Genomic DNA, 26,372 nt, shown 5'->3' on the forward strand with positions numbered 1-26,372 from the left:
AGGGGCCTGTGCTATAGTAGAGACAGTGAAAACAACGTAAGGAGTTCCGGCGTACTCTCCAGACAGTCGGAACTCTTTTGCCAATGGTGCAGTAGATAAGTGAGGTAGAGAGAATGAAAAAGATCGAGAATTACCTGCTGGGAATGGATTGTGGCACAACGAACATCAAGGCGGTGATCCTGGGCGAGGATGGCGTGGTAGTCTGTGAGGCCAGCCGTCCCAACAAGTTCATCAATCCGGGGCCCGGCATGCAGGAGCAGGACGCACATATGTGGTGGAAGAACGCTTCCTCTATTATACGCGAGATCACGGAGAAGGCCGGGGAGGCAATCGTGAAGAGAATCCGGGGAATCTCTGTCAGCTCTCATACCGTCTCTCTGCTCCCATTGGATGAGCAGGGTGAGCCGCTGCGTAACGCCATGACCTATCAGGATGGACGTTCTTCCGTTGAGTTGGAGGAACTGGTGGATACCATCGGGCGGGATCGATTCGTAGAGATCATCGGAGGTCAGCCCTCCATCGCGTTCCTGCCTGCCAAGCTTTACTGGTACAAGAAGCACGAGCCAGAGCTCTTCGCCAGGACGGACTGCCTGCTGCAGTGCAGTTCCTACATCAACTACAAGCTCACCGGGGAGAAGACCTCGGACATCGATCAGGCTTCCCGCACCCAGTGCATGGACAGAACCACCAACAAGTGGTCCAGGGAGATCGGCGATGCCATGGGAATCGATCTGGACAGCATTCTGCCACCGCCGCGCCCAGTGGATGATATCATCGGGTTCGTAACCAATGAGGCCGCGGAGCAGACGGGGCTTCTGGCAGGGATACCGGTGATCGCCGGATGCTCCGATGCTATGGCCTCCATGTACGCCACCGGCATGAGCCGGCTGGGAGAGGCCGGTGAGGCCTCCGGAACCACCTCGCTAGTGTTCGTGGGGAGCACCGAGGCCAGCGCGCCGGATGTGCCGGTAGTCACCAGACCCTGTGGCATCGATGGGGTTCCATGGATCTTTGATGCTCCCATTCAGGCCAGTGGAGCATCCCTCAAGTGGTTCATTGAGACCATGGCCGCCGAGGAGAGGGCTTATGCCGAGGAGCACGGAGAGAATATCTTTGCCTATCTGAATGAATTGGCGCTGGAGGCGCCGGCGGGCTGCCGTGGGCTGTACTTCTTCCCCTATCTTTTGGGAGAGCGTGCTCCCCTGTGGAATGACCATGCCAAGGGGATGTTCATCGGGATGGGCATGGATACCAGCCGGGCGGAGCTTACCAGGAGCATCTTCGAAGGAACAGCCTTCGCACTGCGTCACGTGATGGAGACCATTCGGGAATCCGGGGGAACCGCGAGGACCATACGGGTCTGTGGCGGCGGTGCCAAGAGTCGGACATGGAACATGATCAAGGCCTCCATGCTGAAGATGCCGGTCTACATCCTGGCGGATGATTCCGGGGATGTGCCGGTAGGAGACTGCATGATCGTCGGCAAGAAGGTGGGTGTATTCAAGTCCTTTGAGGAGGCTTCCAGCCGGGCGATCCGTGTCAAGGAAATCATCCAGCCGGTAGACGAATGGGTAGAGGTCTACGACAAGCTCTACCCATACTACGTGAAAATGTACCAGCACCTGGATCAGGATCTGAAGGAACTGAAGCAGACAGTGGCGACACTCTAGTCTCGCTGCAAGAGAAGTTGAGGGGAGTTTCTGACGTATGTCAGGATCTCCTCTTTTGTTTTCAGGTTCTTGATCCCCTCCTGATCATAGGCGTCCTCGTAGAGGAAGTTGGTCAGCCGCAGAATGGCGGGCATATCCTCTGCGGTAAGCGCGGCGGTCACAACGATCCGGATCTTGCTTGCGTTCCAGGTGATCCGGTGATCCAGTGTGGTAATGGAGATCTGTGATCTGCGAGCGGGCAACAGGGAATACAGAAGGACAATCCCCGGAAAGGCGGCAAAGGTGCTGATCCTCTCATGTTTCAGGATATCCTCCTGGAAGGAAGGCTCCGCGACACCCTCATCGATGAACTGCTGGGTGACGTGATGCAGAAGAACGTCCACACTGGTGAAGTCCTCTTCCTCGTTCCACCAGGCGTTCTGTAGCAGCAGATCCAAAGAGACCTTCTTGGAGTACATGGGCGTCAGTGTCTTGGTCATGATGTAGTGGGAGACTTCCTCATGGTCGGTGCTGTCAAAGAACTGGCTGATGTACAGGGTGGTGGTGCCCGGGTTGTCTGTGATCTTCTTCTGTACAGTGGTCAGTACCAGATCGATATCTGTGAAGTCATAGGAGTTCTTCTTATATACGGGGAGCAGATCCACGATATCCAGATAATCACCGAAGTGATAGCGGGCTTTCCGTTTCAGAGCCCAGCTCACCGGCATGTTCATGTGACAGGCGATGACCGTCCGGATCTTGTTCTCCGGATGGTGCTTGATGAAGTGGTCCAGCCCGCCAGCGATAATAAAGGAAAGATAGATCAGTTTCACCTCGGACAGTTCCTTGCCCAGATATTTCACAGCCAGAGGCTGGAACAGATAGGCGATCACCATGTCGATACGGTGGATGCGCTTGATCATGTCCGCACTAAACTGCTCGTAGAAGGTGTTGTGTCCCTGCAGGAGCGTCTGGAAGAACTGGAGAAGGGTGAGACGGAAATCTGTGTCGTCAGTGAGATCCACCTGAAGTTCTTCTTTGATTTTGGTGATGTAGGTATCGGTCAGTTCGATGGTGACGGGGCCAAAGTAAGCAGGGATGTTGTCCCGGTCGACATACGCCGTGGATACCACCCGGTGGCTGGCGATCTGCAGGTAGATGGCATCCCGTTCTTCCGAACCGATAAACACCTCCAGATGTTTCTCCATTGCATCCAGAATCTCGTTAGTGGCACCGGCAATGACCGGATCCGTCTTGGGGATCTGTGGTGCGTAAGCCAGAAAGTGACCTGAGATGATGCGGTAGTACATGATGGCCAGGATCAGGTTCAGAGATACGATACAGGGGTCTTCCATCTTGATGTCGTACTTGTCCAGCGTGAACGAAAGCGTGTCGATGATGAAATCCAGAACATCATCGTCGATGAAGTCATCCTTATAATAGGCGTTGTGGCGGGCATGGTAATTCCAGCTTTCCCGCAGCAACTGGTTCAGGATGGCACGACGCTTCAGTTCGTCCTTCTCCAACTCAACAAAATCCTTCTTCCTGATCAATCTGATGTAGGGCGCTTCCTCCGAGTACAAAGCAAGGAAGTCCCGGATGGCGTGCTCCAGGGTGGTGTGGCTGATGAACATCTCATCCTCCAGGTCGTAGAGGTTCAGCGGTTCCTCCGCCTGACAAAGCCGAAATGCCAGATACCGCACCCGGTTCTCCTTGGAGAAGAAGGCATTCTTCACCTGGTTCAACGACTCGATCAGCTTGGGATCCTGGGCCTGGAAAAGATAGCCCTTGCTCTTCAGAGATTGGATACAGGCGCCGTAAGGAGCCAGTTCGCTGTTGATCTTCCCCACGTCACTGCGGATGGTCCGCGAAGAGACCCCCAGTTCATCGGCCAGTTCAAAGCTGGTCCTGGGGACACTGCTGTGCTGCAAGGTGTGGAGCAGTTTCTTCTGTCTGAGAGAAAGATCCAGAGATTTCATGGTATCGCCGCCTTTCTGTTGTTATCCATATGTTTGTTTATCATTATATCAGATTTTCTTTCCGCTTCATAGAGGAAAAAGTCAGGTTGCTGGAAAAAGACAGATGGTTTACTATAGAACCATCAAATGAGACAAAGTTTTGTGAAATCAGGAGGAAGAAGCAAATGAAATACGAAAAGATCAGAAAAATCGTTCTGGAAGCTATTCTGGAGGCAGTTGATCAGGGACTGATCCACGGGACATCCGGCAACATCGCCATGAAAGATGACACAGATCCTGTTGTGGCCATCACTCCCAGTGGTGTTCCTTACACCCATATGACTGCTGATCAGATTGCTATCGTTGATCTGAAGACCGGTGAGTGGCTGGACGGCCCCTTCAAACCATCTTCTGAGGTTCCGATGCATCTGGCCGTGATGAACGCCAGACCGGACGTCACCGCTACCGTGCACACTCACGGCATGTTTGCTACCATCGCCGCGATGGAGAAGTTCGGTGGCATCCAGGCTGTGACTCCGCCGCAGGCTGAGTTCGTACCTGTTGGCATCGTTCCTTTCACCATGCCGGGCTCCGATGAGGTTGCTGAGAAGGTCGTTGAGGCACTGGGCGAGAACGGTAAGGCCTGTGTCATCAAGAACCACGGCATGATGTGCTGCGGCAAGAACATGAAGGCAGCTATGGCAGCTACCACATACGTCGAGGAGATGGCTACAACCAACTTCTATGCAAAGCTGCTGGGATGCTTTGAGCCAATGCCGGAGGAGGCTGTGGCAGCAATGCAGGCACTGATCGCTGCTGACCAGGCTGTTTAATCGAATCTACTAGAACCGAAGATCTCCCGGCCTGCGCCGGGAGATTTGTATAATGAGACGGAGGTATAGAGCAATGGGCTACAATTTCTTTATTAAGAGCAACATTGATTTTGGAAGAGGGGCGCTGGAGGATCTGGCGGACATCATCAAGGGATACGGCATGAAGTCAGCGATGATCGTCTACGATGGTGGCGTGAAGGCTGCCGGAATCGCCGACAAGGTTGTGGCACAGGTGGAGAAGGCGGAGATCCCGTATGTGATCTTTGACGGTGTCATCCCCAATCCCACCAACGAGGTTGTTGAGGAAGCAGCTGCCAAGGCGAAGGAAGCGTCGGTGGACGGTTTTGTGGCAGTAGGCGGCGGCTCCAGCATCGATCTGGCGAAAGCAGTCAACGTGCTGATGACCAACCCGGGCAAGATTGGGGAGTATGGTGGTATGAACATGGTGAAGAACGCTTGCCTGCCTCTCATCGCCATCCCCACAACAGCCGGGACATCCAGTGAGATTACCAATGTCAGCGCCCTGATCGATACCGAGAAGGTGGTCAAGTACGTGGTCATCGACAACAATATCGTGGCTTCCGATGTGATCGCTGATCCGGAGCTGACCAGAACCGTTCCGCAGAGTGTGACCGCAGCCACCGGTATGGATGCCATTACCCACGCAGTGGAGAGCTACATCTCCAACATGGCCACCCCGCTGACGGAGTATAACGCGCTGGAAGGTCTGAAGATCCTGTACAAGAATCTACCGCTGGTCTGCAAGGACGGGGACGACATGGATGCCAGAGAGCAGATGATGCTGGGCTGCATTATCACAGGGTTCAGTTTCTCCAATGCCAACCTGGGACTGGTGCACGGCATCGCCCACACTCTGAGCGCGCACTTTGGACTGGCCCACGGTATGGCCAACGCCTGCGTGCTGCCCTACGTCATGAAATACAACGCAGAGAGCTGCCCGGAGAAGATGGTGGATCTGGCCAAGGCCATCGGTCTGGAAACCTCCGGCGACATCGAGAAGGATAAGTATCTGCTGGGTGACGCACTTCTGGCACTGACCAAGGAACTGGGAATCAAGACCATCTCGGAGCAGGGAATCTCTGAGGCAGATCTGGATATGCTGGCAGATGACGTACTGAAGGAGCCTGTTCTGGGATTCAACCCGCGCCAGGGAATCACCAAGGAAGATGTCATCGACATCATGAAGCAGGCCTATTAAACGATGAGCCGTACTGGAAATATCAAGGCTCGTGTGGTGGCGACTGTGTTCGCTATCGCACTGATCAACGGACTGCAGCACAGTCTTTCCCCTGTTCTTTCCAGTGTACATGCGTATTACCCGGGCGTAGATGTGAGCCTGATCCAGATGTTGGTCACCGTGCCGACGCTGATGGCGGTGGTGGTCGCATTGCTTACCGGATGGCTGGCACTGTATATCAGCAAGAAAAAAATCTTTCTGTTTGCGGCGCTGGTCGCGGGGGTGACCGGGCTTGTACCGTTGCTGTCGGACAGTTTCTGGACGCTGTTTCTCTTTCGCGCTCTGTACGGTGTCGCGCTTGGGATCGTGGTGTCCCTGGTGACAGCTTTGGTAGCGGACTTCTTCGACGGGGAAGAGAGAGTCCAGGTGATGGGGGTCCAAGGGGCCTCGGTAGGGGCCGGTATGGTACTGGTCACTACGTTGGCGGGAATCGTCGGAAGGACGGATTTCCACAACACATATTACTTGAGTATCCTGGGGTTTGTGGCTTTCTTTGCCATCCTGTTGCTTCTTCCGGAAGTACCGGTGAAGCGTGCAGAAGGGGGAGAGAAGAAGCGGATCCGATTGAATGCCGAGGTCTGGCGGATGGCGGCTTTCCTGTTTGCGGAAGGGTTCTTCATCATTGTGTACACCACCAACCTGTCCATGCATCTTGCAGGAGCACTGAAGGGAGACACGGCGGTGGCCGGTATGATCACCGGTGTGTTCTCAGCGGCGCAGATCCTCATGGGGGTGCTGCTGGGACGAATCTCTCGTATTACCGGGCGGTACACCCTTCCGGTGGCCATGTTCGCTCTGGCGGCCGGCTATCTGCTGTTGGTGTTTTTCCCCGGCAATCTGCCCATCCTGCTGGTGGGCGCAGTATTCTGTGGATACTCCCAGAGTGTGTACTGTGCCAAGGCCATGGCGGAGGTGACTACGGTGGTGGATCAGGATTCGACACCAATGGCGTCATCATTGATGACATGTGCTTTGTGCCTCTCGCAGTTCGTTTCGCCGGTGGTGATCGGCGGAGTGAGCCGCATCTTCTTCGGGGAGGTGACCACCACAGGGGCGTATCTGCTCGGGAGCATCGGCATATTCTGCGTAGGACTGCTGGCGGTCCTCTGGAAACGGAAGGCACAGTGACAAAGCTTTGTGCACAGTGGTGACAGGATCGAGATTATATACCTATTATTACAAGAAACACGTTTGACAAGTAGGGGCAGAACAGAGAAGGCGTTGGGGGAATCCCCTTCGAAGCTCATATTTGCCCTCGCTAGTGATAAAGAAAGGAAAATGAGAATGAGAAAAGTAGCTGTTTGCACACCGCTTCCGGGCGATGTGATCGAGAGACTGGAGAAGGATTGTGAAGTCGTTATCTGTGGAGAACTGAAGCACGGCAAAGGCAACGTCACAGAGGAGCAGACGAAGGAAGAGTGCATGGGGTGCGAGATGATCGTCCTGGGAGACGAGGTCGCAGGTGCAGACACCATCAATGCCTGGGTAGAGGCCGGCATGAAGTTCATCGGTGTCGCCAAGGGAACACCGGTCACCGTAGATTTCGACGCGATCCAGGCAGCCGGTCTGGAACTGTCCTATACTCCGGGCAGAAACAGAGTCGCAGTGGCAGAGTTCTGCATGGGTCTGATGATCGCAGAATCCCGCAAGCTGGCTCTCTCTGCTACCGGACTGCGTAAGGGCGAGCATCTGGGCGAGCCCATGGACGATGTTTACCAGGTTCCGGATGTGAAGAACGTCACCTGGGGACCGCTGGACGAGAAGCACCCCTTCACTGACTACGGTATCGGTTTCGAGCTGTATGGAAAGAAGCTGGGTATCGCCGGATACGGCGCCATCGGCCGCGAGGTAGCGGTCCGCGCCAAGGCTTTCGGCATGGAGATCCTGGCCTACGATCCGTACATGCCCGCTGATCGCATCGAGGCAGACGGCGCCAAGCCGGTCGATCTGGACACCATGCTGGCAGAGAGTGATGTGGTTTCCATCCACCTGCCGGTACTGCCCTCCACCAGAGGCATCGTAAACAAGGACTGGTTCAACAAGATGAAGCCGACCGCCATCGTGGTCAACACCGCAAGAGCCGCTGTCATCGATCAGAAGGATTTTGTGGAAGCTCTGCAGAACGGCACCATCGGCGGCGCTGCGCTGGATGTGTACTGGGTAGAGCCGATCCCGGCGAACCACCCGCTGCTCTCCATGAGAAACGTCACCCTGACACCGCACATGGCCGGTCTCACCACCGATGTGGACAGCTGGTCCGGCAAGATGATGGGCGAGGAAGTGGTCGCTTATCTAGATGGCACAGACAGAAAGTACCTGTGGAAGGTCAGAAAGTAACGAAAGGAGCACGGAATGGGCGCCAGTAAATATCCAGGAAAAGAACTCTATCCACATCTGATGAGCCCCCTTAGAATCGGGAACATCCGATTAAAAAACAGGATTATCGCGGCTCCCACCAGCCCGGCCATGATCAACGCTGAGGGGCACATGACCCCGGCGATGATCGCCTATCTGGCGGAGAAGGCCAAGGGCGGGGCGGCAGTGGTTACCTATGGAGAAGCTATCGTCCATTCGGCTACCGGGAAATCTCACAACAAGCAGCTTCAGTTGGATTCTTTTGGAGTCAAGCAGAGTCTGACAGAGGCTACCCGTGCGATCCACAATGCAGGGGCTTACGCTAACATCCAGCTTTCCCACGGCGGCAAGTATGGAGGTCTGGCCAGCGTAGGTGGTGACTACGGCAAGGATGTGACCGCCTACGGGCCCAGCGAGGAGGATCTTCCGGAGGGGCATGTGGAGGAGATGCCGAAGACACTCATCGCCGAGATCGTAGAAGCCTATGGAAAGGGAGCCAAACTGGTGAAAGACTGCGGGTTCGATATGATCATGTTTCATGCTGCCCACGGATGGCTGTTCTCCCAGTTCCTTTCGCCTGTGATGAACCGCCGGACCGATGAGTACGGAGGTCCCTTGGAGAACAGGGCAAGGTTCATGCTGGAAGCCCTGCAGGCGGTTCGGGACGCGGTTGGACCAAGATTCCCCATTGAGATCCGTCTTTCCGGGAATGATATGTCCGCGGCAGGACTGGACACCGCTCAGTGCATCGAGGTGGCGAAACTCATAGACGACAAGGTGGACCTGATCAATGTATCGGTGGGCAACCATGAGGATCCGCAGCTGTTCTGCCGGACACACCCTTCCTCCTTCTACGAGAGAGGCGTCAACGTGAAGTTCGCCGCCGAGGTGAAGAAACACGTGAAGAGTCCGGTCTCCTGCGTGGGCGCGCTGATCGATCCGGCACAGATGGAAGAGATCATCGCCAGCGGTCAGGCGGATTGCGTAGAGATCGCCCGGGGCGAGTTGGCGGACCCCTATATCGCGCACAAAGCCCTGTGTGGACACGCGGAGGACATCACCCCCTGTATCCGCTGCTATGAGTGTTTTGCGGAGACTGGGCAGAGCGAGACGTTGAAGTGTACCGTCAATCCTATCACCGGACAGGAACTCTATCAGAAGGAGATCCAGCCGGTCAGGGAACAGAAGAAGGTGCTGGTGGCAGGCGGCGGGCCTGCCGGCATGGAGGCAGCCCTTACCTGTGCGGCCCGTGGTCATCAGGTAACGCTGGTGGAGAAGGCGGATCGTCTGGGTGGGAACCTGCATCCTGCAGGGGCAGCCTGGTTCAAGCAGGACATCCAGAGGCTGTGTAACGTGTTGACTGCCAGGGTGGAAGCCTCCGATGTCAACGTCATACTGAATCAGGAGGTTACACCGGCATACGTAAAAGAGATGGACCCGGATGCGCTGATCGTCGCCATCGGCTCCAATGAACTGCGGCCGCCGATTCCCGGTATGGACGGGGGCAACGTGGTCATGGCCATCGAGGCAGAACTTCATCCGGAGAAGCTGGGACACAGGATCGCCATCATGGGTGGCGGCCTGGTGGGCAGCGAAGCGGCCATCGCCTTCCATGACGAGGGTCATGAGGTGGCCATCATAGAGATGAAGGAGAAAGTTGCCGAGGAGGTCAACTCCTTCTACCGCGGAGGGTTGATGCCTCAGGTGGAGCGCTCCGCAGAGATCTACACAGGTACCATGGTGAAACAGATTACCCCGGAAGGAGTGCTTTGTGTGAGGGATGGCGAAGAGATCCTGATCCAGGCGGACACAGTTGTCTGCGCCCTTGGGTTCCGCGCTCCCTATGATGCGGTGGATGCCCTGTGCGAGACAGTCGACGAGAGTTACATCGCAGGTGACTGCAACAACGTAGCGAAGATCTATCAGGCCATCAGCGGCGGATATTACATCGCCCTGCAAATTTGATAATTCTTTCACATTCTTTCGGCCTTTTGCCGCTACAAAACGGAAAAATGAGAGTTGAGGTGGAATTGTCAGATAACTATAATAAAGTTAACAAGTCGGGGGTGCATCCAAACGGATGCCGGCCCGGGCGGATCGCTTCCGGCAAGTTATACAAGGTAATGAGAAAGTATTGTTTTAGGAGGCTAACAAATGATGAAGAAATTTCTGAGTGTTGCTCTGTGTATCGCAGTTGCAATGGTCTTCATGGTCGGATGCGGCGGAAACAGCAGCTCCGGTGGTGGAGAAGAGCAGTCTGGTGGAGACGAAAACAAGGCTTATACCATCGGTTACAACAACTTCGGTGTTGGCGCTTATCCGTTGGACCTGAACGAGAAGGAAACCACTTATGCCATTGAGACCGCTGGTTCCAAGGTCAAGGTTGCCAATGATAACTTCACAGTTGACAACGTGATCACTGACGTTAAGAACCTGATCTCTGCAGGCGTTGATGGCGTAGTTGTATGGTGCGCTGCTGACACTCTGTACAACTCCCTGAATGATCTGATGACCTCCTCCAAGGAGCCTTTCGCTCTGGGCGACAAGTATCCTACCAGTGAGGACACTATCAAGAAGTTCCAGGAGAACGAGTACTTCGCAGGTGCCGTTTCCACAGACGACACCAAGACTGGTGCTGCCATCGCTGACAGAGCATGGGAAGATGGACACAAGACCGCGCTGATCGTAGCTGCTGCTGTTGGTGACACCAACCACGATGCAAGAGTCAAGGGATTCACCAAGCACTATGAGGAGCTGGGTGGTAAGGTTCTGGGTACCGTAAGATGTGCCGATCCTTCCGAGGCTGTTCAGAAGTCCGGTGACCTGCTGGCTGCACACAAGGATGCTGACTGCGTATACGGTACTGGCGGCGACTACTCCAACGGTGCTCTGAGCGCTATGGAGTCCGCTGGACTGAAGATGCCGGTTTACGGAACTGACGTAGACCCGAACGTCATCAAGGCGATCAAGGACGGAAGAATCTCCGCTGCCAACGGTGGTGCCGGAACTTACTGCGGAACCTTCGCCTCCCTGCTCCTGATCAACTACCTGGATGGACATCCGATCAAGGACGAGAATGGTAAGGCTCCTGCAACCAAGGGCGTGAACACCATCATGATCACCAAGGACAACGTAAACGACTTCGAAGAGAACTGGATCAATAATGAGATCTTCTCCGAGGAAGAGCTGCAGAGCCTGCTCTACAGATATAACCCGAAAGTTACCTGGGCTGATTACGAGAAGATGATCGAGGACTACACCTTCGAGAAGAGAATGGAAGCCAAGAAAGCCTCCAAGTAGTATCCAGACAGAAACGTTATTTGCAAACACCATAGTGGGCTGGGGAATCCCAGCCCACTACAAGAAAGAAGGTAAATTGTGATAGGCGAAAAAAAGGTCAGCTGGACTGTTAAGCTCATCGTTATCGTCGCGTGCATCGCTGTTCTGTTCGCGATGAACATGCTGACAGATGGGAAATTCCTCCAGCCATCCAATCTGAAGACCATCGCGGTGAACGCATCGGTACCGACCTTCACGGCATGGGCCTTTGTCTTCATCTTTGCCAGTGGCTTCATCGATCTTTCTCTCGGAGCTGTCATCGTACTGGCTGCCAACGTGGCGGGCACAGTGGGAAATTCCCTTGGGTATCCCGGTCTCGTGATCAGTGGAATGGTGGCAGGCGTGCTCCTCATGACACTGAACTTTACCGTCTTCCAGGTCACCAAGATCCCTTCCTGGATCGCAGGTCTTGGACTGACGATGGTATACGAGGCAATTTCCTCATTCTACTCCGAACAAAGATTAAATATGGGACTCCGTGTCGTTGAACTGGAGTCTGCGTACCGCTCTCTGGGCCGCGCACCGCTGGCCTTCGTAGTGGTCATCATTGGACTTATCGTAGCATACATCCTGTACAACCGTACGACCATCGGCCTGGACATCCGCGCCATGGGTGACAATCAGGCGGTCGCTCGGAATATGGGTATCAAACTGGGCAGGACCGTCATCCTCTCTGGTGTCGTAGCAGGCGTGTTCGTCGGCTCCGCCGCTTTCATGAAGGAGAGTTTTGCGGGTACCGTGAACGCTGTTACCGGTCTGGCAAGTCTGTCGCAGACATTCCAGCCGCTGGCTGCCGCACTCCTGTCTCAGGCACTTGCGAAGCACATCAACATCATCGTCGCAGTCATCGCAAGTACACTGTTCGTTATGGCTATCTTCAACTTCCTGACGCTGATGAACGTTCCGTCAGGAACCTGGCAGGAGACCGTTCTGGGTATTTCCGTCATCATCTTCGGTGTCCTGGCTAACCGGAACACAAAGGAGGTCGTGAAGTAATGAGCAGCGAATATATTTTCGAGGCAAGAGGCCTGAACAAGCACTTCGGACCGACGCACGCCAACAAGGACATTGATTTCTTTCTGAAACCAGGAGAAGTCAGAGGCCTGGCAGGCGAGAACGGCTCCGGAAAATCCACACTGCTGTCACAGATCGCAGGTATCTACAGCAGTGACACCGGTACCATGAAAAAGAACGGAGAAACCTACGAACCCATCAGCCCGCTTTATGCACAGCAGCATGGCGTTTCCATCGTCGTACAGGAGCTGGGCTGCATCGGCGATCTTCCGGCAGGTGTCAACGTCTTCCTTGGCAGAACGAGCAATTTTGCCAAGTTCGGTATCATCAACATGAGGAAGATCTTCCAGGAAGCCAATGCGATCCTGGAGAAATGGGGCATGCCCCAGGTACCTCTGGGCAAAAATGCCAAGCACATGAACGTGGAGGTTCGTAAGATCGTGGAGATCGCGAGAGCTCTTTCCACTGATCCTGACATCCTGATCCTGGATGAGGTCACACAGGCCCTGGCACAGGACAATCGTAAGAAACTCCACGCACTGATCGAGAACTTCAAGTCCATGGGACGGTCCGTCATCCTGATTACCCACGATCTGGAGGAGATGATGGAGATCTGCGATACCATCTCAATCCTGAGAGATGGTGAGCTCATCGAAACGGTCGAAAGCAAGACACTGGATGAGGACAGCCTGAAGAGCAAGATGGTCGGAAGAAGCCTGGAGGGTGAATACTACAGAAGTGACAAGGAAGCCACTAGAGGCGACAAGAAGATCCTGTCTGTGGAAGGGATCTCCACGGCCAGTGGACTGCAGGATGTGTCCTTCGATGTGTACGCCGGTGAGATCGTAGGTCTGGCAGGTCTGTCCGATGCCGGTATCCACGAGGTAGGAAAGGCTGTATACGGACTGGATCATCTGACATCCGGTAAGGTCACTCTGGTACAGGACAACTTTGAGATCAAGCAGGCGAACCAGGCATGGACCCACAGAGTAGGGTACGTACCGAAAGATAGAGATAACGAGGCGCTGATGCTGCACGCATCCATCCGGGAGAACTTCTCCATGAGTTCTGTTCCGGAGATGAGAGGCAGCCTGGGATTCCTCAGCAACAAGAAACTGGATCAGGTATCCACGGATGCCAGAGAACAGTTCATGGTCAAGTCTGTAGGCATCCGTCAGGAGATCGACGCACTGTCCGGAGGAAACAAGCAGAAGGTCAACATGGGCCGCTGGCTCCTGAAAGACCTGCAGCTGTTCGTGGTAGACTGTCCGACCCGAGGCGTAGACGTAGGCGTCAAAGCCTACCTGTACCAGTGCCTGAAGGATGCGAAGGCGGCAGGACTTGCGATCCTGCTGATCACGGACGAGCTGCCCGAGGCGATCGGTATGTCCGACCGGATCCTGGTCATGAAGAACGGAAAAATTACTGGTGAAGTATCGCGAAGCGACGGGCTGAGCGAGGAAGCGATCGTGCAGGTGATGATATAATGAAAAACATGTTTAGCAGTGGAAAAATCCAATTGATCGACGTGCTTCCAGTCGTTGCACTTGTTGTACTGCTGGTCGTGTTCGGTATCACTTCAGGAGGCATGCTGTTCTCCTCCTTCAATATCCAGTCTGTGATCCGCGATTCCATTCCGGTCATCCTGGGTGGTCTGGGTGTCATTTTTGTCATCGCCACCGGCGGATGCGATCTGTCAATCGGTGCTGTCGCAGCGGTAGCAGCCACCGTAGGTGCCTACTACGGCTCTCAGTATGGTGCAGGGCTGACCATCGTCATTGCCCTCCTGATCGGACTGGTTTCCGGAACTTTCCTGGGATTCATCGTATCCAGATGTCACGTTAGTTCTTTCATGGCATCTCTGGCTCTTCTGATGGGGCTGCGTGGATTCCTGAACGTCTGTAACGTGACCTGGGAGCAGGTCTATCTGCCAGACAGCCTGCTGTTCATCAACGGGTTCGGTCCGGCACTGGCCATTACCATTATCCTGATCGCGATCATCGCGTTCGTCTTTGAAAAGACGAGTTTCGGGTATTACTGCAAGGGTATGGGCGAGAACGAGAACACCATGAAGAGCATCGGCGTCAACACCGCTAAGGTTCGCCACTTCGCGTTCATCATATCTGGCGTCATGGCCGCTATCATGGGTCTTCTCCTGATCGCTGCCACAGGTGGATCTTCCTCCACACTGGGGAACTTCATGGAAATGAAGGTTCAGATGGGCGTCTTCCTGGGAGGTGTTCTGGTCAGCGGCGGTATGCGTTCCAAGATCTACAAGCTGATCTTTGGTGCGCTGTCCATCACCGTCATCGTCAATGGACTGACCCTCAGCGGTGCCAGCTCCGCTATGACAGAACTGGCCGAGGGAATCATCCTGATGGTGATCCTGTATCTGACCATCCAGCTGGCGGGCCACAGCAACCTGTTCAAGTTCAAAAAGAAGGACGAAGAAGAAGCAGAAGCAGCTGCCTAGCTGCCACAAAGCCAACAATACTTATTTATGGCGCAGTCACCAGTGAGGTGGCTGCGTTGCTTTTTGGCTTGTTTTCCAACGAGAATCGCGTTAATATAGGATAGAGGCGCGCCAGAGCGTACACATGTTGGAGGGAATACATGGCATTTACACATTTGCATGTACATACGGAATACAGCCTGTTGGATGGGGCGGCAAGGATCAAGGACATCGTGGCCCGGGCGAAGGAGCTGGGGATGGATTCTCTGGCCATCACCGACCACGGGGCCATGTTCGGTGTCATCGAGTTCTACAAGGAATGCCGCAAGCAGGGCATCCATCCGGTGATTGGCTGCGAGGTCTATACCGCTGCCCGGGGGATGCTGGACAAGGATCCGGATAAGGATAAGTATCAGGGGCATCTGGTACTTCTGGCAGAGTCCAACGAGGGCTACCGGAATCTAATCAAGATCGTTTCCCAGGGGTACACCAAAGGGCTTTACTACAAGCCCCGTATCGACAAGGACGTACTTCGGTCACACAGTAAGGGGATCATCGCCCTTTCTGCCTGCCTGGCGGGCAGGGTGCAGTATCGTCTACTGAATGGAGACTACGAGGGAGCCAAACGGGAAGCCTTGGAGATGCAGGATATTTTCGGTGAGGATAACTTTTTCCTGGAACTGCAGGATCAGGGCCTTCCGGAAGAGAAACGTATCAATCCGGAGCTGATCCGTCTGTCGGAGGAGACAGGGATCCGCATGGTCTGCACCAATGACGTTCACTACGTGAACCAGGAGGATGCGGAAGCCCATGAGATCCTGCTTTGTATCCAGACCGCTACCAACATCCATGACGAACGGCGCATGCGGTTCGCGACTGACCAGTTTTATCTAAAGAGCGAGGAGGAGATGAGGGAGATCTTCGGGGACATCCCGGGGATCCTGGAAAACACCTACGAGATCGCCCACCGGTGCCAGGTGGAGTTCAAGTTCGGGGAATATCACATCCCGGAGTTTGCTCCGCCGGAAGGGGAGACCACCCAGAGTTACCTGAGAAGGCTTTGTGCAGAGGGGCTGGAGGGCCGCTACCAGGAGGTTACCGATGAGCTTCGGGAACGACTGGACTACGAGCTTACCGTGATCGAATCCATGGGTTATGTAGAGTATTTCCTCATCGTCTGGGATTTCATCAACTACGCCAAGAGCCATGGCATCGTGGTGGGGCCGGGGAGAGGGTCTGCAGCCGGAAGCCTGGTGGCCTACTGCCTTCACATCACCGATATCGATCCCATCCGGTATGGCCTGATCTTTGAGCGTTTTCTGAACCCGGAGAGGGTGAGCATGCCGGATATCGATGTGGACTTCTGTATCGAACGGCGAGGCGAGGTTATTGACTATGTCAAGAGAAAGTACGGGGAGGATAACGTCTCACAGATCATCACCTTCGGCACCATGAAAGCCAAGGCGGTGGTGCGTGACGTGGCTCGGGCGCTGGATCTCAGTTACGCCGATGGGGACAGGATCGCCAAGGCCATCCCCTTCGATCTGAAGATGACCATCGACAAAGCTCTGGAAATGAGTCCGGATCTTGCGGCAATGTACCGGGAGGATGAAAACGTCCACAAGGTCATCGACATGTCTCGAAAACTGGAGGGCATGCCCCGGCATGCCTCTACTCACGCGGCAGGCGTGGTGATCTCCCGGTTGCCTTTGGATGAGTACGTCCCGCTTTACATGAGTGATAAGGGGGTGGCTACCCAGTTCAACATGACCACTGTGGAGGAACTGGGGCTGCTGAAGATGGACTTTCTCGGTCTTCGTAACCTGACGGTGATTCGGGATGCCCTGGCCATGATCCGGGAGAATCACAATGTCACAGTGGATTTTTCGCAAATGGGATATGATGACCCCGCAATCTACGAGATGATCAGCGCCGGCAATACCGACGGTATCTTCCAGCTGGAAAGTGGAGGCATGACCAGTTTCATGCAGAATCTGAAGCCCAGCTGTTTTGAGGACGTGGTGGCAGGGATCTCCCTGTACCGGCCTGGCCCCATGGATTCCATTCCGAAGTATATCGAAAACAAAAAGCATCCGGAGAAGATCCAGTATGTGACCCCAGAACTTGCAGATATCCTGGACGTGACCTACGGTTGCCTGGTCTACCAGGAGCAGGTCATGCAGATCGTACGTGATCTGGCGGGGTACAGTTATGGTCGTTCCGATCTGGTGCGCCGTGCCATGAGTAAGAAGAAATTCGAAGAAATGATGCGGGAGAAGGAGTACTTTATCAATGGCAAGGTGGCGGAGGACGGCACCGTGGAGATTCCGGGCTGCATTCGAAACGGTATCAGCCGGGAGGCGGCAGAGGCGATCTTTGCGGACATGGAGACGTTCGCCCAGTACGCCTTCAACAAGTCCCACGCGGCGGCTTACGCAGTGGTAGCCTTTGAGACCGGATGGCTGAAGAAATACTACCCGGCGGAGTTTATGGCGGCACTGCTTTCCAGCGTCATGGGAGATACCGCCCAGACTTCCCGGTACATCCGCAACTGCGAGTCCATGGGAATCCATGTTCTCCCGCCAGATATCAACGTCAGCACCCGGAAGTACACCGTGGTGGATGGCAACATACGGTTCGGCCTGCGGGGGGTGAAGAACGTGGGCGATGGGGCCATCGAGGAGATCATCCGCGCGCGGCAGGAACACGGTGCTCCCGGAGATATTTTCCGGTTTATTGATAACCTGGATGTGAGTCTGGTAAACAAAAAGGCCATGGAGAGCCTGATCAAGGCAGGAGCTCTGGATTCTCTGAACCCCAATCGGGCGGCCCACCTGGCCGTCTATGAGCAGTTGATGACGGCACGCCAGAATGATGCACGTAAGAACATAGCCGGACAGATCTCCCTTTTCCAGATCAGCAGTGCGGAGATGAATGAGGCAGATACCACCGGCAAGCTGCCGGATGTGAAGAATTTTGACAGCCGAATCCTGCTGGGGCTGGAAAAGGAGATGCTTGGCATCTACATCAGCGGACATCCTCTGGACGAATACGCGGATAAGATCCGTCGCTATGCTACGGTCTCCAGCCGGGATCTGGCGGCGACCGTCCGTCCTGAGACAGAGGAGGACGGGAGCATCGCGGAGGGCGGTTTCGAAGGCGGTGACCGAACGGGCAAGAGGCTTTGGGATGGCAAGGTGGTCACCATGGGTGGCATGATCGAAGGTAAGAAGAACCTCATCACAAAGAATAACAAGATGATGGCGTTCATCGATCTGGAAGATCTGGAGGGGGTCACCGAGGTGATCGTATTCCCTAACGTGTATGACCGCTGCCGGGATGTACTGTTCGAGGACAGCGTCATCGCCGTGCGCGGCAAGTTGAATTTCAAGGAGGGCGAGGTTCCTAAACTGCTGGCGGATAACATCGTGCCTCTGGAGGAAGCCGAGGATGTGACCCGTAATGAGGGCAGGCGGGATGGTGCTAAGAGGCCGGCGCAGGATTATGTTTCTCCAGAACCATCTGCGCCGCGGCAGAAAGCCCACGCACCCACCGGACCCATGGTGAAGATCAGGATCCCTGCAGGCATCGATGAGACCGAGGCGCTCTATACCCTGGAAGGGATGTTCCGGGTCAACCTGGGGGATACACCGGTATTGGTCTACCTACAGGATGGAAAGATCGTGAGAAGCAACACGCAAGTGAAGGTGTCGGAGTCGCTACTGGGCCGGTTGACCGAGCTTGCAGGAGAAGATAACGTGAAGGTGACAGGAGTAGAAGCATGAAGAAAATCGGAGTATTGACTAGCGGGGGAGACGCCCCAGGCATGAACGCAGCCGTCAGAGCGGTAGTAAGGTGCGGCATCGAAGCCGGCATGGAGGTCTATGGGATAGAACGAGGGTATGCGGGTCTTTTGGAAGGGGAGATCCGGCAGATGGAACGTCGGTCCGTGGGGGACATCCTACAGCGGGGCGGCACCATTTTGAAAACTGCCAGAAGCGAGAAATTCACTACAGAAGAAGGACAGGAGCGGGCCATGACGGTGCTGGACACCTTCGGTATCAACGACCTGGTGACCATCGGCGGAGACGGTACCCTGCGAGGGGCCATTGATCTGGCCAGGCGCGGGGTGCGGGTCATGCATCTTCCCGGTACTATCGATAACGATGTGGCTTATACGGATGAGACCATCGGTTTTGATACGGCGGTAGAGACGGTGCTGGATGCCATCAGCAAGATCCGGGACACCTCTTCCTCCCACCAGAGGACAACGATCATTGAGGTCATGGGACGTCACTGCGGCGACATTGCTTTGTACGCGGGTCTCACCGGTGGAGCTGAGAGCATCCTGATCCCGGAGATCGAGTATGACATCAACGACATCTCCCGCAAGATCGTCATGGGACGAAATGCCGGCAAGCTCCACAGCATCATCATCAAGGCGGAGGGTGCCAATGTCGATTCTCAGGAGCTGGCGAAGACCATCGAGGCGAAGACAGACCGGGAAACCAGAGTGGTGGTTTTGTCCTATCTGCAGCGAGGCGGTTCTCCTACCATGCGGGATCGGTTACTGGCGACATTGACGGCGGCCAAAGCCATCGACCTCCTGGCGGAGGACTCGGAAAGCAAAGCCATCGGCACCCAGGATGGGAAGATCGTGCCGATCGATCTTTTTGATGCCGGTAAGATGAAGAGAGAACCGGACATGGATATGTATAATCTGATCGAGGTGCTTGCCAAGTGAGTAAGACAGCGGTTATCTATTATTCTAAATACGGGACCACTCGCCGGTACGCGGAGTGGATCGCCTCCGAGCTGGGGGCTGAGTTGTTTGATGCCCGGAAATTCAAGAAGAAAGACCTGTCCCGCTTCGATACCATTGTCTATGGCGGCGGGATCTATGCCGGGGGCATCAAGGGCATTGAACTGATCACAAAGAACTGGTACAAGGGGCTTTCCGAGAAACGCGTCATCGTATTTGCGGTGGGGATCACGGTGGAGAGCGAAGCCTGCCGGGAGCAGTGCCTGGAAGTGAATTTTGAGAAACGGTTTGTGACCGATGCTGCGGAAGATGCGGGGCGCGACAGCGGTCAGTTCGCGCTGGGCGAACTTCTGAAGGAGAAGAGGATGCCCATCCGGTGCTTTTTCCTGCCGGGAGCCTTTGATCCCGGCCAGATCCGAGGGATGGACAAAGCCATCATGGCAGTGACCCGCAAGATGATCGGCAGCGGAGCCCATGGCGATAGCGTAGACGGCGCCATCGCAAAGTACATGCAGCAGGGCTGTGATCTGGTGGATCGGGCAGCCATCGCGCCGGTGGTGCAAGCGGCAATGGAATAATGAAGAAAAGCGGTGGGGCATCCGGCCACCTAAGCCGATCGATAAAACAGTTCTTCGATCTGGCAGATCGTCCTTGCGATCATTTCCGTGTTGATGCCCCTCTGCGTCATCGCTGGTCACAAATAAGTTGTCTACCAAAAAATATCCGCTGCGCAGATAATCGCGGATTTTGGTAATCTGTTTACTGCTATAACTTGGCTTGAGCAATCCGCCAAAGTGCTCAATGATGATAAAGCTTCCATTGTAGCATTGGATCAGAAAATCCGGGTAGACGGTCTTCTCATTTCCCCATTCATCGATGACGGTCAACGGGCTATCATAGCGAAATGGAATGCCTGCGTAATACAGCATGTTGTACCACAAAGCCTCACCCTTGGAGCGAACACGGGTACCATCGCAGGCATATGTGGCCCTGTCATCAAAGTCGGCTGTGTTTCTTTTGTATTCCCGCGCCCATTGTTTCAATTCCTCGAGCCTGTCATCCACATAATCCTCTATTGTAAACATGCGAATAGGCTTGGGCAACCCCGCGTTGATCGACCATGCGGAATCATCCTGGAGTCTTTCCAGTGTTTCCTCCAACACCTGGTTGTTGCTCTGAAGTACCTCGATTTTTTGTTCTTTGAATTTTTGTTTGACAATCTGTCTGACGGGCTTTGCATTTGATCCACCTAAAGCCTTCCGGTGCCGCTTTCCGTCCCGGGTAGTTGTCAAGTAGTACAGGTACCCTTTCTTCCCTTGTCGTCTTTCCAAGTAGCCTTCAAGAGGCGATTGTATATCTGCCTGGAGAAGTCTGAGTTGCTTATGGTTATATGCGATAGAGTCGCGATAAGATCGTGACGGGGTGGAGTTTCGGCGTTTTCCATGGGTGCCGCCTACGAGAAACAAAGCCTTCGCCCATTGTTTATTCTTTCTTGTTGCTGAAAGGGTGGGCGTTTTGTTCGGTCTCGTGGGCGGCGCCACCTGATTCCACGCTATTGCCATTGGGGAAGCTGAGGACAATACTGTCGAGTGCTGTCAGAGGGTAGTCATAGGGTAGCGCCTTTGTATGGGGAAGTCAATAGGTTTCTAGAAAAAAATGGAATGGAAGTAAAAGACTGATAATTCCCTTTGAGGAGTAGGGCTGCCCCATATCTGCTTACAGCGGCAGCCTCCCGATCATAGGGGTGGCAGGCAACGCTCCGGAGCCTTGCCATGATTCCCGTATTGTGGGATAAAACTGGATTTGGTAGGCGACACCCACGGGAAACAGGGGTATCACCCACTCGCCTTCGCCATACCAAGAGAAAAATGTACGTAAGACGGAAAGTTACCAGCAGCCCCGGTGATCTTTCAGGAAAAACAGGTACTGGAGAAGGCCTTTGTCATAGGGGATGAAGAGGCCGTTATCCACCATCTCCATGATCTCGTCCCTGGTGGCCCAGCGAACTGCGCTGACCTCTTCTGCCTGTAGTGTCAGTTCGGAGGGATCCAGGGCCATGGTAAGGGTGTAGAAGTCATCGAAGCCCTCTGGGAAGTTGGCAGTCATGACCGGGCGCACGCCGGTAAAGTCGTGGTCAATGCCCAGTTCTTCCCTGAGTTCCCTCCGGATGGCAGTCTGGCTGGTGTCTCCTGTGATAGCGTTTCCACCTACACTCACGTCCCATCGGCAGGGCCAGGGGATCGAGTCGGACTGCCTGCGCTGGATCAGCATGCGCCCATCCGGATGAAAGATGCAGACGTGCACCACCAGCCGGTACTCTCCCTCCGGAGTAGGGGTGCCGCGTTCCAGTGTGTGGCCAGTCTTCTGCCGGGTGATATCGTAAAGGTCCAGATATTCCATCTTGCCTCTCCTTTCTGCAAAATATCTATTTCCATTGTAAATCAATCTCCCGGTTTTTTCAATCTGTTTGCCTATGGCTGCAGACTATGTTAAAATAGTAACAGAAATGAAAGAGGAGGCGCGCATGTTTACACAGGAGATCATCACACGCCAGAGGGCGTTTTTCCTTTCAGGCAAGACCAGGCCGATCAGATGGCGCAAGCAGGCTCTGCTGGATCTGGCTGCCTGCATCCGAAGATATGAGACACGCATCAACGCTGCCTTGCAGGCGGATATGAACAAGAGCGCCACAGAAGTCTATATGACCGAGACAGGAATCGTGTTGGATGAGATCCGCTACCACCTCAGCCATTTGGACCGATGGGCGCGGGAACGTTGGGTGCGAACGCCTTTGGCACAGTTCCCCTCTGTGTCCTACGTGAGCCCAGAGCCATACGGCACAGTGCTGATTATGTCACCTTGGAACTATCCTATACAGCTTTGTCTGGAGCCGCTGGTGGGTGCGATCTCAGCGGGCTGTACCGCTGTACTGAAACCTTCCGCTTACGCGCCAGCCACCAGCCAGGTACTGGCAGATATGATGGAGGAGAGCTTTCCTCCGGAGTACATTACCGTGATTCAGGGTGGTCGGGAGGAAAACAAGGCCCTTCTGGAGGAACCCTTCGACTACATCTTCTTTACCGGAAGCCCTGCGGTGGGGCACGATGTAATGCGAGCAGCAGCGGAGCACCTGACCCCGGTGACGCTGGAGCTGGGCGGCAAGAGCCCGGTGATCGTGACCGAGTCTTCCAATATTCCGGTGGCCGCAAGGCGGATCGCTTTCGGAAAGGTGCTGAATGCCGGCCAGACCTGCGTGGCACCGGACTATTGCTTTGTGCACAAAGCAATCAAACCGGCGTTCATCGAGGCGTATAGAGAGGCTCTGGCAGAGTTTTTCCCGGACGGAAACATGGACGACATGAACGTGATCATCAACGAGAAGCATTATGCCAGAGTGAAGAGACTGCTGGCTAGCGGGGAAGCAGTGATTGGTGGAGGCTTCGATGACGGGAGAAGGTTCATCGAACCTACCTTGCTGGACCATGTGTCTACGGAGGCACCAGTGATGCAGGAGGAGATTTTTGGACCGATCCTGCCCATGCTGGAGTACGAGGATCTGGAAGAGCCCATCCGCTACATCAGGGAGCACGCGAAACCGCTGGCGCTGTATCTTTTCACAACAGATAGAGGTGTGGAGAAACGGATCATGGATACGTGCTCCTTCGGAGGTGGATGCGTCAATGACACCATCATCCATCTGGCGACACCCTATATGCCTTTTGGCGGGGTAGGGAATTCCGGGATGGGGAGCTATCACGGGAAGAAAAGTTACGACACCTTCACGCATGAACGGAGCATCGTGCGGAAGGGAAACTGGCTGGATCTGCCTGTGCGGTACCGGCCATATACCAGTCTGAAGAATAGAATGCTCCGCAGCCTGCTGAAATAGGAGGAGTATGTACGATATCGTGATCATAGGTGGCGGCGCCTGCGGCATGACAGCCGCCATCGCTGCCAAGGCGGGAGCACCAGAGAAGGGGGTGCTTGTGTTGGAGAAGATGGATCGTCCTCTTCGGAAGCTCAAGGCCACTGGGAATGGCCGGTGCAATATGACCAATCTCGCCTGTAAGAACAAGGAAAGCGTCCTGGGGTTTTTCGGCGAACTGGGGGTGATCACCCGGGCGGACAGCGAGGGGAGGATCTATCCGGTGACGGAAGATGCCGGGGACGTGGTAAACGCGATACTTGATCGGGCGGAGCATCTCGGCATCCAAATCCTCTGCGGTGCGGAGGTGTTGAGACTCGAGCGGGAGCAGGGCGTGTTTCGAGTGGTGTATAGAGAAGGCAAGACAGAGAAGGCTTTGTGCGCGGAACAGGTGATGCTCGCGGCGGGAGGTAAGGCAGCGCCAAAATTCGGTACGACCGGTGACGGGGCCATTCTGGCAGGGAGGCTGGGACATACCGTCAGCCGGCTGGCACCGGCGCTCACCGGCGTGGTGACTACCGAGGATATTGCGGAGTTTTCCGGGATCCGGGCGCGTGGGGAGGTCAGCCTTTGCTTTCGGGGTGAGGTCATCTTCCGGGAGCAGGGAGAGATCCAGTTTACTGACTATGGGCTCTCCGGGATCTGCGTGTTCAACATGAGCCGGTATATCACCATACCGGAGGGATGTACACTAAAGGATGGATTTCGGGAGTACGAGATACATATTGATTTTCTTCCGGAGATCGGTGATCTCGGGAGCATTTTGTGGGAACGGACAGGGAAGCCGGGATTTCAGGGAGCGAAGCTGATGCGCTCTATGGTACGCCGGCCTGTCGCTGAGAAGATCTGGAGCATGGCAGGCGCCAGCGTAGAACGCTGCGGTTCGTTGCTGAAAGCGTTTCCGTTGCACGTGAAGAGTCTGCGGGGATGGCAGTATGCCCAGGTAACCAGGGGCGGTGTCTGTTATGACGAGATAGAACCGGAGACCATGGCCTCCAGGCTTGTGCCTGGGCTGTACTTTGGCGGAGAAGTGTTGGATTTTGACGGGCAGTGCGGCGGGTTCAACCTGCAGCACGCATTTGAGACCGGAATCAGAGCAGGAAAGGGAATGAGCAGATGAGGACCAACAGATATAGATTGAGCCAGCTGAAGTTGGATGTGAAGGAATCACCGAACAATATCCCGAAGATCATCGCCAGGAAATTCGGAAAGGGTGACATGATCGTGACGGATGTGGAGATCATACGCAGGTCAATCGATGCCAGGCGGAAGAGCAACATCAAACAGGTGTTTACGGTGGATTTCTCCACAGACAAGGTACTGGATCTGCCGGAGCCGAAGCAGGAGAAGTATCAGGAGGTTCCTTCCGGAACGGAGAAACTTGCGAAGCGCCCGATAGTTGTGGGATTCGGCCCCTGCGGCATGTTTGCGGCGCTGACTCTGGCTTATCGCGGATACAGGCCCATCGTGTTGGAGCGGGGCTACGACATGGATTCCCGCATCAAAGAAGTCCAGCGGTTCTGGAAGAAAGGCATCCTGAACCCGGAGTGCAACGTCCAGTTCGGCGAGGGTGGAGCAGGGACATTTTCCGACGGAAAGCTGACCACCGGGATCAAAGATCCCCGCATCAGGATCGTGTTGGAGGAGCTTGTAAAGGCAGGCGCAGAGGAACAGATTCTCTATGTAGCCAAGCCGCACATCGGTACAGACATGCTCCGCTACATCGTAAGAAACCTGCGCTATGAGGTGGAGAAATACGGCGGTGAGATCTGGTTCGATGCCAGAGTGAATCGCATTCATGTTGAAGACGGCCATGTGACCGGTGTGGTGGTACAGCAGGGCTATCAGCTGAAGCATATTGAGACGGACAACATCATCCTGGCCATAGGGCATAGTTCCAGAGATACACTGCGGAGCCTGAAGGAGACAGGAGTGCCAATGGAGCAGAAGCCCTTCTCCATTGGCGTGCGGATCGAGCATCCCCAGCAGATGGTGGATGAGTCGCAATACGGCAATGAAGCAGGGAACCCCTATCTGCCTCACGCAAGTTACAAACTGGCCCATCACTGCGAGAACGGTAGAGGGGTGTACACCTTCTGCATGTGCCCAGGTGGTGAGGTGATTGTAGCGTCCTCCGAGACTGGTCATGTGGTGACCAATGGAATGAGCTACCGGCAGCGGAACAGTGGCACAGCCAACAGCGGTCTGCTGGTAGATGTGAAACCTGCCGACTTTGGAAGCGACGATGTGCTGGCCGGTGTAGAGTTTCAGGAGAGGTACGAGAAACTTGCTTTTGTGAACGGTGGTGGCAACTACAAAGCCCCTTCCACCACATGGGCGGATTTCCGGGATAACACAGAGGCTGCCCAACCTGTGATTGGCTGCTTGCCGGAGTACGCAGTGACCGCTATCCGGGAGGCGATGCCAAAGTTGGGTCGCAAACTGAAGGGGTTCGATGCGGACGATGCGGTGATGACGGCGGTGGAAACCAGAAGTTCCTCCCCGGTGAGGATCCTGCGGGACGAGCATTGCGAAAGCGAGGTTCGTGGGCTCTTCCCTGGAGGGGAAGGCGCCGGATACGCCGGAGGGATCATGAGTTCTGCCGTGGATGGGATACGGATTGCAGAGGAGATCATCCGGCGGTACGCGCCAATGGAATAGGCCGCCCTGAATATATTGTATATATACCTTGTTTGGGTGTAGCGCAAGTGATTTCTATGTTATAATATTATTAACAATTGAGAGGTCTTATCCGGCCGGGCCAAACTCGCTGGCATGATTGCGTGAGGATTCATTTTTCTGAGTCCTCACGCTTTTTTTGTTAACC

General features: G+C 54.8%; 18 protein-coding genes. 16 read left to right on the forward strand and 2 right to left on the reverse strand.

Translation table 11 applies throughout. The features are described 5' to 3' along the window. Window positions 1-113 precede the first annotated feature (113 nt). Entirely contained in the window at window positions 114-1,670 is a 1,557-nt protein-coding gene (locus tag P156_RS0110400) for an FGGY-family carbohydrate kinase (protein ID WP_027870051.1), read from the forward strand. Here the strand turns inward: P156_RS0110400 and P156_RS0110405 are convergent. Beyond that, a complete protein-coding gene (locus tag P156_RS0110405; RefSeq protein ID WP_027870052.1) occupies window positions 1,667-3,628 on the reverse strand; it encodes an HTH domain-containing protein in 1,962 nt (653 codons plus the stop codon). The genes P156_RS0110400 and P156_RS0110405 overlap by 4 nt on opposite strands. 164 nt (window positions 3,629-3,792) lie before the next feature. Here P156_RS0110405 and P156_RS0110410 point away from each other — a divergent pair, with 164 nt between their 5' ends. From P156_RS0110410 to P156_RS12990, 12 genes are all read left to right on the forward strand, one after another. Continuing rightward, window positions 3,793-4,440 carry a class II aldolase/adducin family protein gene (locus P156_RS0110410; RefSeq protein ID WP_027870053.1) on the forward strand — a complete coding sequence of 216 codons (648 nt, stop codon included), beginning with the start codon at window positions 3,793-3,795 and terminating at the stop codon, window positions 4,438-4,440. A 52-nt stretch (window positions 4,441-4,492) separates the two neighbouring features. Beyond that, window positions 4,493-5,659, forward strand: coding sequence for an iron-containing alcohol dehydrogenase family protein (locus P156_RS0110415; RefSeq protein WP_369770542.1), 1,167 nt, complete (start codon window positions 4,493-4,495; stop codon window positions 5,657-5,659). 3 nt (window positions 5,660-5,662) lie between these two features. Next, window positions 5,663-6,826 (forward strand): MFS transporter, encoded by a 1,164-nt coding sequence (locus P156_RS0110420; RefSeq protein ID WP_027870055.1) that lies wholly within the window; start codon window positions 5,663-5,665, stop codon window positions 6,824-6,826. 156 nt (window positions 6,827-6,982) lie between these two features. Then, window positions 6,983-8,035 (forward strand): 2-hydroxyacid dehydrogenase, encoded by a 1,053-nt coding sequence (locus P156_RS0110425; protein WP_369770543.1) that lies wholly within the window; start codon window positions 6,983-6,985, stop codon window positions 8,033-8,035. A gap of 15 nt (window positions 8,036-8,050) precedes the next feature. Next, entirely contained in the window at window positions 8,051-10,018 is a 1,968-nt protein-coding gene (locus tag P156_RS0110430; RefSeq protein WP_027870057.1) for an FAD-dependent oxidoreductase, read from the forward strand. A 189-nt stretch (window positions 10,019-10,207) separates the two neighbouring features. Then, on the forward strand, window positions 10,208-11,353 hold the full coding sequence (locus tag P156_RS0110435; RefSeq protein ID WP_027870058.1) for a substrate-binding domain-containing protein: 1,146 nt from the start codon (window positions 10,208-10,210) through the stop codon (window positions 11,351-11,353). Window positions 11,354-11,431: 78 nt separating this feature from the next. Then, window positions 11,432-12,388: an ABC transporter permease gene (locus P156_RS0110440; RefSeq protein WP_027870059.1), complete on the forward strand. Its 957-nt coding sequence runs from the start codon at window positions 11,432-11,434 to the stop codon at window positions 12,386-12,388. Continuing rightward, window positions 12,388-13,893, forward strand: coding sequence for a sugar ABC transporter ATP-binding protein (locus P156_RS0110445; RefSeq protein WP_027870060.1), 1,506 nt, complete (start codon window positions 12,388-12,390; stop codon window positions 13,891-13,893). Before P156_RS0110440 ends, P156_RS0110445 begins: the two co-directional genes overlap by 1 nt. Then, window positions 13,893-14,879, forward strand: a complete 987-nt coding sequence (locus P156_RS0110450; protein WP_027870061.1) for an ABC transporter permease — start codon at window positions 13,893-13,895, stop codon at window positions 14,877-14,879. The genes P156_RS0110445 and P156_RS0110450 overlap by 1 nt, the downstream gene beginning before the upstream one ends. A gap of 140 nt (window positions 14,880-15,019) precedes the next feature. Beyond that, entirely contained in the window at window positions 15,020-18,643 is a 3,624-nt protein-coding gene (locus tag P156_RS0110455) for a DNA polymerase III subunit alpha (protein WP_027870062.1), read from the forward strand. After that, window positions 18,640-19,602 (forward strand): 6-phosphofructokinase, encoded by a 963-nt coding sequence (pfkA, locus tag P156_RS0110460; RefSeq protein WP_027870063.1) that lies wholly within the window; start codon window positions 18,640-18,642, stop codon window positions 19,600-19,602. The genes P156_RS0110455 and pfkA overlap by 4 nt, the downstream gene beginning before the upstream one ends. Next, window positions 19,599-20,198 carry a flavodoxin domain-containing protein gene (locus tag P156_RS12990; protein WP_051600908.1) on the forward strand — a complete coding sequence of 200 codons (600 nt, stop codon included), beginning with the start codon at window positions 19,599-19,601 and terminating at the stop codon, window positions 20,196-20,198. The genes pfkA and P156_RS12990 overlap by 4 nt, the downstream gene beginning before the upstream one ends. A gap of 1,309 nt (window positions 20,199-21,507) precedes the next feature. Here P156_RS12990 and P156_RS0110475 read toward each other — a convergent pair. After that, entirely contained in the window at window positions 21,508-22,020 is a 513-nt protein-coding gene (locus P156_RS0110475) for an NUDIX domain-containing protein (RefSeq protein ID WP_027870065.1), read from the reverse strand. A gap of 106 nt (window positions 22,021-22,126) precedes the next feature. Between P156_RS0110475 and P156_RS0110480 the strand changes: the two genes are divergently transcribed. Genes P156_RS0110480 through P156_RS0110490 form a run of 3 tightly spaced genes read left to right on the forward strand, consistent with a single transcriptional unit; the run spans window position 22,127 to window position 26,206 of the window. Beyond that, entirely contained in the window at window positions 22,127-23,509 is a 1,383-nt protein-coding gene (locus tag P156_RS0110480; protein WP_369770545.1) for an aldehyde dehydrogenase, read from the forward strand. Between the two features lie 7 nt (window positions 23,510-23,516). Next, window positions 23,517-24,665, forward strand: coding sequence for an aminoacetone oxidase family FAD-binding enzyme (locus tag P156_RS0110485; RefSeq protein ID WP_027870067.1), 1,149 nt, complete (start codon window positions 23,517-23,519; stop codon window positions 24,663-24,665). Beyond that, window positions 24,662-26,206: an NAD(P)/FAD-dependent oxidoreductase gene (locus tag P156_RS0110490; RefSeq protein WP_027870068.1), complete on the forward strand. Its 1,545-nt coding sequence runs from the start codon at window positions 24,662-24,664 to the stop codon at window positions 26,204-26,206. The genes P156_RS0110485 and P156_RS0110490 overlap by 4 nt, the downstream gene beginning before the upstream one ends. Window positions 26,207-26,372: the final 166 nt, after the last annotated feature.

Source organism: Eubacterium sp. AB3007, from assembly GCF_000688015.1.
Lineage (GTDB): Bacteria > Bacillota > Clostridia > Peptostreptococcales > Anaerovoracaceae > Aminicella.

Bases quoted from the DNA above. Each gene is read 5' to 3' on its own strand.
- P156_RS0110400 (WP_027870051.1), top strand. From the start codon at position 114: ATGAAAAAGATCGAGAATTACCTGCTGGGAATGGATTGTGGCACAACG.
- P156_RS0110405 (WP_027870052.1), bottom strand. From the start codon at position 3,628: ATGAAATCTCTGGATCTTTCTCTCAGACAGAAGAAACTGCTCCACACC.
- P156_RS0110410 (WP_027870053.1), top strand. From the start codon at position 3,793: ATGAAATACGAAAAGATCAGAAAAATCGTTCTGGAAGCTATTCTGGAG.
- P156_RS0110415 (WP_369770542.1), top strand. From the start codon at position 4,493: ATGAGACGGAGGTATAGAGCAATGGGCTACAATTTCTTTATTAAGAGC.
- P156_RS0110420 (WP_027870055.1), top strand. From the start codon at position 5,663: ATGAGCCGTACTGGAAATATCAAGGCTCGTGTGGTGGCGACTGTGTTC.
- P156_RS0110425 (WP_369770543.1), top strand. From the start codon at position 6,983: ATGAGAAAAGTAGCTGTTTGCACACCGCTTCCGGGCGATGTGATCGAG.
- P156_RS0110430 (WP_027870057.1), top strand. From the start codon at position 8,051: ATGGGCGCCAGTAAATATCCAGGAAAAGAACTCTATCCACATCTGATG.
- P156_RS0110435 (WP_027870058.1), top strand. From the start codon at position 10,208: ATGATGAAGAAATTTCTGAGTGTTGCTCTGTGTATCGCAGTTGCAATG.
- P156_RS0110445 (WP_027870060.1), top strand. From the start codon at position 12,388: ATGAGCAGCGAATATATTTTCGAGGCAAGAGGCCTGAACAAGCACTTC.
- P156_RS0110450 (WP_027870061.1), top strand. From the start codon at position 13,893: ATGAAAAACATGTTTAGCAGTGGAAAAATCCAATTGATCGACGTGCTT.
- P156_RS0110455 (WP_027870062.1), top strand. From the start codon at position 15,020: ATGGCATTTACACATTTGCATGTACATACGGAATACAGCCTGTTGGAT.
- pfkA (WP_027870063.1), top strand. From the start codon at position 18,640: ATGAAGAAAATCGGAGTATTGACTAGCGGGGGAGACGCCCCAGGCATG.
- P156_RS0110475 (WP_027870065.1), bottom strand. From the start codon at position 22,020: ATGGAATATCTGGACCTTTACGATATCACCCGGCAGAAGACTGGCCAC.
- P156_RS0110480 (WP_369770545.1), top strand. From the start codon at position 22,127: ATGAAAGAGGAGGCGCGCATGTTTACACAGGAGATCATCACACGCCAG.
- P156_RS0110485 (WP_027870067.1), top strand. From the start codon at position 23,517: ATGTACGATATCGTGATCATAGGTGGCGGCGCCTGCGGCATGACAGCC.
- P156_RS0110490 (WP_027870068.1), top strand. From the start codon at position 24,662: ATGAGGACCAACAGATATAGATTGAGCCAGCTGAAGTTGGATGTGAAG.